This window comes from Dehalococcoidia bacterium, assembly GCA_028711995.1.
GTDB lineage: Bacteria > Chloroflexota > Dehalococcoidia > SZUA-161 > SpSt-899 > JAQTRE01.
In genome coordinates, this window is sequence record JAQTRE010000144.1 from 1 (window position 1) to 7260 (window position 7260).

The window sequence follows — 7260 nt, forward strand, 5'->3', positions numbered from 1 at the left end:
CTAAATCCATGCTTACCAGTTTATTGATGGAATGCGTCATCTGAGCTTTGGAGATGGAGATCGCTCCACCGATTTCACGGCTGTGGAGGGACCCTTCTTTTTTTAGCAGTCTCATGATCATCAGATGGTGCAGGGAAATACCTGTACAACCCGCTTCCAGTGCCACCTCCAATATCTCTCGGCGGACATTCCGATGCATTATGGTGGGAGTCCGCACCATCGCCTCTATGACCCTGTTCAGCCGCTCATTCTCCATATCATTCCCAAAAGGGAAATTAGTTTGTCCAGTGAACCACTTACCTTGAACTAGAGAGGCTCTGATCAGGACTTAATCAAAATTTCCCTAGCGGGCGATTTGTCGTGGCTGCAATGGCTCAAGACCATCGCAGCGGATGCCATGCTTTCTCTGGCCACATCCTCAAGCGTCAGAATCCCAAAGAATTTTCCGTTTTGCACCACTGGCAGATAGGGAATCTTGTGATGGGCCATGATCTTGGCAGCTTCAAAGAGACTGGCCCCGAGAGAGACCTTCGGAGTGTCCGTGATCATCACGGATCGGGCAAATGCCTCCTGCGGATTTTGTGCCGAGGCTACGATACCGGAGACTATTGCCTTCTCAGTGATGATCCCCCGGAATTTGTCCTTCTCGCATACCGCCGCAAGATCAACACCACAGTCTCGCATCTTCTGAGCCACTTCCATGATAGAAGTGAAAGGAGAGATGACCAGTTGATTCGGTTCCAAGACTTCTGCTACCGTCGTCATGTTAACCTCCAATTCGCGAGTTCACGCACGTTGCCGGTTTCATGATGCGTGGTCCTCTGTGGTCAGAGAATACATAAGCTCTCTCATGTGCCCTGAGACTACCCCGTGTTTCTGCGGCAAGCCCAAGACAAAAGCAGGATGTCCCACTCAACTGTGGACCACAGTGAGACACCGAGAAATCTGGGACCTGGTTTTACTCAGTGAGGCATTTCCACACCGGGCTTAAGGTCCGTGCGATTTCGAGTTTTCCCGATCATCCAGATGTCTCACATGAGATCCTCAGCTAGCCTCTAATCCCGATGACATCCCTGATCCAGTTTCAGAAATCGTTCTTGTCACCGTTGCAGTGATCGGCAAATATCTCCTCTGACATCGCCATAAGCTGATCATAAAGCTCTTGCATGTCTCGATCATAAATGAGTTGCCTTAAATTATTACAAGGCTTGATTTCGCGTTAGCAAGCGATCCCCCCTTCGGGATCATCTGGTGTTGAAAGAGGCCCCATGGAGACATCGCTCAATTGCCTGCCCTCTTCTGGAGCTTGGACACGCTTGGGAAGAATGATCAGGGTGAGCACGGCGGCCACCATCATAATGATCGCGCCGATAAACATGGCATCCGTCATCCCTTAGGATTGGAAATCGAATCCCACTCCAGCGTCTGGGTGGGAAGTAAACCCGCAATTTCGATTCGGTCTGGGTAGGCAACAATCTTGATATCGAATTTCTCCAACAGCTTCCGTTTCTGCTCCATGCTGATTTCATCCCGACGCTCAAAGTCAGCCCATTCCTTCTCCGAGGGCTTGATCTCCATCATGCGGACCTCTTCCCCGTCAGGCCCTATTGTGTTGACTGTCGTGACCTCGGCACTCTCATCATCCAGGTCGGGCTCTTTTCCCTCCCATAGGTCGAACAAGTCATATTCCTCTGGCATCAGTCCGCCGCCCTTGGCATGGTGCCAGAGTGTGCCCAATAGTAAGCCGTTGTGGTCAACCCTGATATGGCCATCATCGAGAATGGCCCGCACTGTTTTGATGTAATCCTCAAGTTTAGTTATATCAAGCCGGGCTTCGGGATTCAGGCTGTCCTTGCGACGCTCCAGTTTCATTTTCTCCTGGACCAACTCTTGCTTCTTCTCATCTAGCCGAGTCCTGTTGAATGTGTCGTCCTCAATGTATAACTCCATCAGGCGAGACAACTTCCCATCAATCTCCTTTAGTTTGGCGTCGATAACCTTATCGTAACCCAACTCCTTCTGCCGGGATTCCAACTTCGCCAAAGCATCCTCGACGCTCTGCCGAAGCAACTGCTTATTGGTAATGGTTCGCGCGAACACCCCCCAGACCATCTTTTCCAACTCATCCGCAGGAATGGAGGCTAAGGTGCACCGAGGACTTCCGTCGGGGTGTAGATGCTTGTCATATCCGGTACACCCGTACCTGCGTCTGTGTCGACCCGATCGCTTCCTGGGACTGACACGATGGCCGCACAACCCACAGACAACTCGTCCTTGCAGCAGCCATCCGCCTGTCTCCTGCCGTATCCTACGAGAGGTTGCCAGTTTCTTCTGGGCAGATGTAAAAAGCTCTTTTGGAATGATCGCTGGAAACGGATAGTCTTCGTCCTCTCCGGCATATCCGGGATAGGACAGGAGGTTATGGACAACAGAGGACTGCCAGTATCCGATTGTAGGTTCCTCATTTCCGTTCCGCCTTTTTGGACGAGTGCGGTATCCTTCCTCGGTCAGTCGTTGCGCGACCCTCACAATACCCATTGCCTGATTCACATACAGATCGAAGGCATGACGAATTACTTCGGCTTCGTCCTCAACGATTTCAAACTTAGACGCTTCCTTATTCCATCGATAGCCGTATTTTGGACGCCCGGCAGACCATTTCCCCATCTTCTTAAGATGGTTCCGAGAATCGCTCACCCTTTCGCCGATCCGTTCTCGCTCGAATTCCGCAATTACTCCCATTATTTGGATGGAGAATTTCCCGTTGGGAGTTGCGGTGTCCAGGCTTTCTCTGACAGATTCAAAGGTAATCCCCAAGCCCTCCAATTCATGCAGCCTATTCAGAAGCAGTCGAAGATTTCTCATGAACCGATCCAACATGGCTACGGCCACAATGTCAAACTTCCCTCTATGGGCATCAATCATCAGCCGTTGAAACTCGGGGCGTTTGTCATCCTTGCCGCTGTAACCGGGATCGATGTACTTATCAACGATGATACAGCCCTTGGATTTGGCCCAGCTGTCCAGTCTATCGATCTGAGCCTCAATGGAAACCCCTTCCGTGGCCTGCTCATGAGTGCTCACTCTGGCATACAGAGCCACCCTCTTTGGCCCTGTCGATTCCAGTGACTTATCCTTGTTCTTCGCCTTCCTGACCATTTGTCCTCCCTGGATATCCTAGTCGTCACACTTAATGCGCTGAAACAAGCATATCGTATGTCGGAGCTGAGACTGCACGCTCAGGTTACCCACTTAGATGGCTTTCCTCAATAGGAATTTAGTCATGCAGTAGTTCCTCATCCTGGGACAGCTCCTCCATTTGTGTTATCTGAACACCCTGTGGATAGGGCTATCCACCTTAATTTTACGCCTGTCTGCACAAATGATCATGGATGCCATCCCTTGCTTTTTCCCATCATGCCTCTCTCAGGACTGCCTCCACCGAACCGCCTTCCTCGAACCAGTCCCAGATTTCCAACAGCAGGTTCTCATCCTCTCCGGTGAGTTCCCTACAGGCTCCGTCGAACCAATCCAAAAACCAGTACTCGATGCGGTGGACCTTCCTTTGAGCATCGGCATAAAAGCGGAACTCGTCTCCTGGACCACCCGTGCTCAGCTGATACCGGAAATATCCTTCCCTCTGATCGCTGAATGTTCCTGTGGCTACATAATCGAAGCACAGGCCGTATTCATGGATGCTACCCAGTTCCTCATCGGTTTCTTGACCGTTGCAATATGCCTTCCATAGCCTTCTCAGATCGGCTATCCGGGATTCCAGATGGGCTTCGACCCTCGATTCACAGGTATGCTGTTTCATGGGACCTCCCTCTCGTTTCCATATTGTTGTCTAATACTCCTCGGGGAAGAGGATTGTGGTTGCCGAGCGGTCCGCTTCCGTGATAATCCATATTTTGGGCAGTCCTTCCGCCTCATAAGCAGACAACAGCCGGAACCCTTCCTTGAGAGAAAGTTCATTCTCCGCCTTGTCCTCTTTGGGAAGGTCTCCCCAATCTCCAGATAAGTGCCTTCCCAGGCTTTTGACCACGAATTTAGCGAATCCTTCATCCTCAGAGACCTTGTCATTGACTCCTCGGGTAAACATCAGCCATCCCATGTCGAACTTTTTTGTTGCGGCTGTCATTGATTTCTCCTTTCTTTTTACTGTGTTGTTGGGCAAGGGTTCACCGCTACTCCCAGAACTCGCTTCCCATGAAGAACTCGGCATCCTCCATCTCAACAGCCAAGCCATCGATGTCATCTCCCAAGACTGCATGGAGTTCGGCTGCGAGCCTGGCCCTGAAGGGTTGGTCTTCAATGGGTTTCCCGAAGCAGCAGGGACACCCTTCCCCTTCCATCATTCGGTTGTACTCTTGACGGGTCATATCCAGGGCCTGTTGAGCTCCATAAGCATCCCAAGGCTCGCCACAGCGTGTGCAATAGATATCCATTACTCTTCTCTCCTTTCAGGCTCGTCATTATTGGTGAAAGCCTTGACCCATCTCACAGGAGGCCAGCCCAGGCGGAAGATCAGCAAGCAGATGTAGGTGACATTCCTGATTTCCGTCCGGGCAAACCACTCAAAAATAAGCTGCCTGCTTTTGCGGTCCAGGACGATACCGGCAAACTCCGGCCTATCCGTGTGCAGACTAAGCATCCTTTTCACGGGCCATCCTCTCGGCATAGCTGACCGCTATCGGACAGGTCTTGACAATCAAACACATGGTGTCCGGCTGTTCCTGCCCACAAAGCCTCATGCAGGGAGATTCCTTCATTGAGGTGGGTTCTTCATCTCGCGACATTGATTTGCTCCTTATACAAAACCTGCCCTCTCCACACCGCCACGGACGCAGAGAGAGCAGGCTGATCGGGGTAGGTTTTGTTTCTACTTTTTCGCCTTGCTTGGCCTTCGTGGTTTCTTTGGCTTGGCAGGCGTACTCGCGGCAGTCACGGGCTCTTTCTCCTCCCCTGATGGTTGAGGTGATTGAGCCTCCTCCGGCTTGCCTTGATCGCTTTCCTGAATGGCCTCACCCTGCTCAGACCCTTCTCCTTCCTTGCGGGCTTCAGACCCTTCTCCTGCTTGATTTGATGTCTCCTCCGGCCCGTCCTCTTTGACGGACACCGGCATGATGACTACCGTGCATTGGCCATTGAGGAAGCGTGCCGCTTGTTGAGGAGAGATCACGCCTATTTCCACCAACCCTTGCCTTCCCTTGAGGTATTCCAAGAGATACGAGAGATTGAAGGCGATATGGCCCTCACCACCAATGATGGTGGCAAAGCATTCGGCTTCTGCGGTCTGGATTCCTCTGGCCACAACTTTGAGCGTGTTGTCAGTCCAGGAGAGCCGCACGATGTTGTTTGCTTCTTGAGCGACATCCTTGACTTGCAACAGCGAGCGGTAGAGGTCCTGAGCAAACACCTTCAGCTTTTGAGGCGGGTCTTGGGGAATCACCTCTGTCCATCGTGGCGGGGTGCCGGTGATCAGTTTGCTCAGGAGGGTGACATCCCCAAATTGTGCGGCCATCAGCCCCTCGGCTTGGTCTTCCTTCTGCTCGATCCTGATCCCAAGACTGATCAGTCGTTTAGCGAGAGCCACCTGGAAAAGCAAAGCGTCCACCGCCGGATCAGCCGGTTTGGAGGCCTTCCTCCACAGGTTATTCAGGAGAGCTACCGTGGTCAGAGGGATGACCATCGTAGCTGGATCAGAGGCTGATGCCTTGATCTCCTGGTAGAACATCCGGTGACCATCCCCGGCGGCCACAAAGGACAGCTGTTCACCCAGTTCGACAGTCACCCCGGTCAACAGGGGACGGGATGCATCATTGCAGACATAGGGGACTGCCATACCCAGAGCGTCCAGCAGCCGGTCTCCGTCCAGATGCCATGTTAGATGAGGTATCAAGGGTAAAGGTGGATATTCCTCCACGTCTGCCCAGGGGCAGGTTCGCTTGCTTCCTCCGCAGGAGATCAGCAGGGTTCGGTTTTCGCCTGCCTGCCCCGATATCTCGGCCATCGTATCTCCCGGAATGAATCTCAGGAAATCCAGGGCATCTTTGTGGATCAGCAGTTCCTCCGTGGCCTCCGGAAAGTCCAGGATGAGGGTGTTTTCCAGGTCGGAGGCGATGGCCTTGCCGTCCTTAAGCAGGATGTTGCCGATGACTTTGATGGTTGGCTTTTTGGAGATCACGGGTTGCAACAGGCCCATGACCTCCCTCAGTTTTCTGACTTGTACTCTCACTTTGCCTCCTTTGTAATAGATTTCGCGGTCAGCTTCGCTTTATGCCATCAACACCTCCTTTGCCGCTGCCTGTATCCTCAAAAAGAGTTTGGATTGCCGCTCTGGCTCTGCTGCTTTCTTCGGGGCTGATTTGGCGGCAGCTTGTCCGGCCGATGAGGGAATCCGGATCGGGAAACGACCTTCCATCGTAGACAAATTCTCTAGGCATGATTGGTCCCTCCTCCAACAAAATCCCTTTTAACTTTCTAGAGAGTCATTCCGTGCTTGGACAACAGGCGTCGGGCTTCCGCCACATCGGAGGCTTTCTGCTCCTCCCCGGCAGACCGGAGCAAACTGGGGATGTAGGGGGTGGCGGCTTCGATCATGGCCATGTTGATATCGGCATAATCCCCTTTAGCCCAATAGGTACACCCGTACTCCACGCTCAGAGGGATACCGGCCTTGTTGGCATTGCGCGTGTCGAATTGGTGCAGGAAGCGGGCGATTCCTTCTCCACTGGTGAAATAGACACCATAGAACCCCTCCAGGTTGTAGTGGGCGATGAAGGAGCAGTGCTGGATCAGGTGGTTATACAACCCCCTGGTGAACTGCTCCCGTTTCAACCCCCCTTTCAGAAACACCTCCCACTGATGGAGCACCTTTCTCTTCTCCTGGGCAGACATGAATTCACTGTCTGTCATACCGGGCATGATTGACCCTCCTTCTTCAGTATTCCTCCGGAAACAGCACCGTCGTTACCGAGCGGTCCGCTTCCGTGATGATCCATATCCTGGGCAGCCCTTCTGTCTCATAGGCGGAGAGCAGGCGGAATCCTTCCTTCAGTGAAAGCTCGTTTTCCGTCTTGTCCTCCCGGCAGATATCCCCCCAGTCGCCTGAGGCGTGTCTTTTCACACTGGCGAGAACCAGCTTGGCGAATGCGATGTCTTCAGCAATCCGGTCATTGACACCCCGGGTCCATACGAGATTGCCCATTTGGAATTTACGGGTCTCTGTTGGCATATCTCCTCCTTTGGCTAAAATAG

General features: G+C 52.5%; 13 protein-coding genes. All 13 read right to left on the reverse strand.

The genetic code is table 11. From position 1 onward, the window contains the following. Window positions 1-256, reverse strand: a 256-nt coding sequence (locus tag PHV74_13765; protein ID MDD5095426.1) for a hypothetical protein, incomplete at its 3' end; no start/stop codon positions are given. A 65-nt stretch (window positions 257-321) separates the two neighbouring features. Further along, complete coding sequence (locus tag PHV74_13770; protein ID MDD5095427.1) at window positions 322-765, reverse strand: CBS domain-containing protein; 444 nt, start codon at window positions 763-765, stop codon at window positions 322-324. Window positions 766-1219: 454 nt separating this feature from the next. Beyond that, complete coding sequence (locus PHV74_13775; protein MDD5095428.1) at window positions 1220-1390, reverse strand: hypothetical protein; 171 nt, start codon at window positions 1388-1390, stop codon at window positions 1220-1222. Beyond that, window positions 1387-3159, reverse strand: a complete 1773-nt coding sequence (locus PHV74_13780; protein MDD5095429.1) for a recombinase family protein — start codon at window positions 3157-3159, stop codon at window positions 1387-1389. The genes PHV74_13775 and PHV74_13780 overlap by 4 nt, the downstream gene beginning before the upstream one ends. Window positions 3160-3415: 256 nt before the next feature. Then, a complete protein-coding gene (locus PHV74_13785; protein ID MDD5095430.1) occupies window positions 3416-3817 on the reverse strand; it encodes a hypothetical protein in 402 nt (133 codons plus the stop codon). Between the two features lie 30 nt (window positions 3818-3847). Further along, window positions 3848-4141: a hypothetical protein gene (locus PHV74_13790; GenBank protein MDD5095431.1), complete on the reverse strand. Its 294-nt coding sequence runs from the start codon at window positions 4139-4141 to the stop codon at window positions 3848-3850. Between the two features lie 46 nt (window positions 4142-4187). Beyond that, the gene (locus tag PHV74_13795; protein MDD5095432.1) at window positions 4188-4448 is read right to left on the reverse strand and encodes a hypothetical protein; all 261 of its coding nucleotides are present in this window, start codon (window positions 4446-4448) and stop codon (window positions 4188-4190) included. Next, complete coding sequence (locus PHV74_13800) at window positions 4448-4663, reverse strand: hypothetical protein (protein MDD5095433.1); 216 nt, start codon at window positions 4661-4663, stop codon at window positions 4448-4450. Before PHV74_13800 ends, PHV74_13795 begins: the two co-directional genes overlap by 1 nt. Next, window positions 4647-4799: a hypothetical protein gene (locus tag PHV74_13805; GenBank protein ID MDD5095434.1), complete on the reverse strand. Its 153-nt coding sequence runs from the start codon at window positions 4797-4799 to the stop codon at window positions 4647-4649. Before PHV74_13805 ends, PHV74_13800 begins: the two co-directional genes overlap by 17 nt. Before the next feature lie 83 nt (window positions 4800-4882). Beyond that, the gene (locus PHV74_13810) at window positions 4883-6238 is read right to left on the reverse strand and encodes a hypothetical protein (GenBank protein ID MDD5095435.1); all 1356 of its coding nucleotides are present in this window, start codon (window positions 6236-6238) and stop codon (window positions 4883-4885) included. Window positions 6239-6266: 28 nt separating this feature from the next. Beyond that, window positions 6267-6446, reverse strand: coding sequence for a hypothetical protein (locus PHV74_13815; GenBank protein MDD5095436.1), 180 nt, complete (start codon window positions 6444-6446; stop codon window positions 6267-6269). A 37-nt stretch (window positions 6447-6483) separates the two neighbouring features. Beyond that, the gene (locus PHV74_13820; protein MDD5095437.1) at window positions 6484-6927 is read right to left on the reverse strand and encodes a hypothetical protein; all 444 of its coding nucleotides are present in this window, start codon (window positions 6925-6927) and stop codon (window positions 6484-6486) included. A 16-nt stretch (window positions 6928-6943) separates the two neighbouring features. Next, the gene (locus PHV74_13825; protein ID MDD5095438.1) at window positions 6944-7237 is read right to left on the reverse strand and encodes a hypothetical protein; all 294 of its coding nucleotides are present in this window, start codon (window positions 7235-7237) and stop codon (window positions 6944-6946) included. Between the last annotated feature and the right edge of the window lie 23 nt (window positions 7238-7260).

Bases quoted from the DNA above. Each gene is read 5' to 3' on its own strand.
- PHV74_13770 (MDD5095427.1), bottom strand. From the start codon at position 765: ATGACGACGGTAGCAGAAGTCTTGGAACCGAATCAACTGGTCATCTCT.
- PHV74_13775 (MDD5095428.1), bottom strand. From the start codon at position 1,390: ATGACGGATGCCATGTTTATCGGCGCGATCATTATGATGGTGGCCGCC.
- PHV74_13780 (MDD5095429.1), bottom strand. From the start codon at position 3,159: ATGGTCAGGAAGGCGAAGAACAAGGATAAGTCACTGGAATCGACAGGG.
- PHV74_13785 (MDD5095430.1), bottom strand. From the start codon at position 3,817: ATGAAACAGCATACCTGTGAATCGAGGGTCGAAGCCCATCTGGAATCC.
- PHV74_13790 (MDD5095431.1), bottom strand. From the start codon at position 4,141: ATGACAGCCGCAACAAAAAAGTTCGACATGGGATGGCTGATGTTTACC.
- PHV74_13795 (MDD5095432.1), bottom strand. From the start codon at position 4,448: ATGGATATCTATTGCACACGCTGTGGCGAGCCTTGGGATGCTTATGGA.
- PHV74_13805 (MDD5095434.1), bottom strand. From the start codon at position 4,799: ATGTCGCGAGATGAAGAACCCACCTCAATGAAGGAATCTCCCTGCATG.
- PHV74_13815 (MDD5095436.1), bottom strand. From the start codon at position 6,446: ATGCCTAGAGAATTTGTCTACGATGGAAGGTCGTTTCCCGATCCGGAT.
- PHV74_13820 (MDD5095437.1), bottom strand. From the start codon at position 6,927: ATGCCCGGTATGACAGACAGTGAATTCATGTCTGCCCAGGAGAAGAGA.
- PHV74_13825 (MDD5095438.1), bottom strand. From the start codon at position 7,237: ATGCCAACAGAGACCCGTAAATTCCAAATGGGCAATCTCGTATGGACC.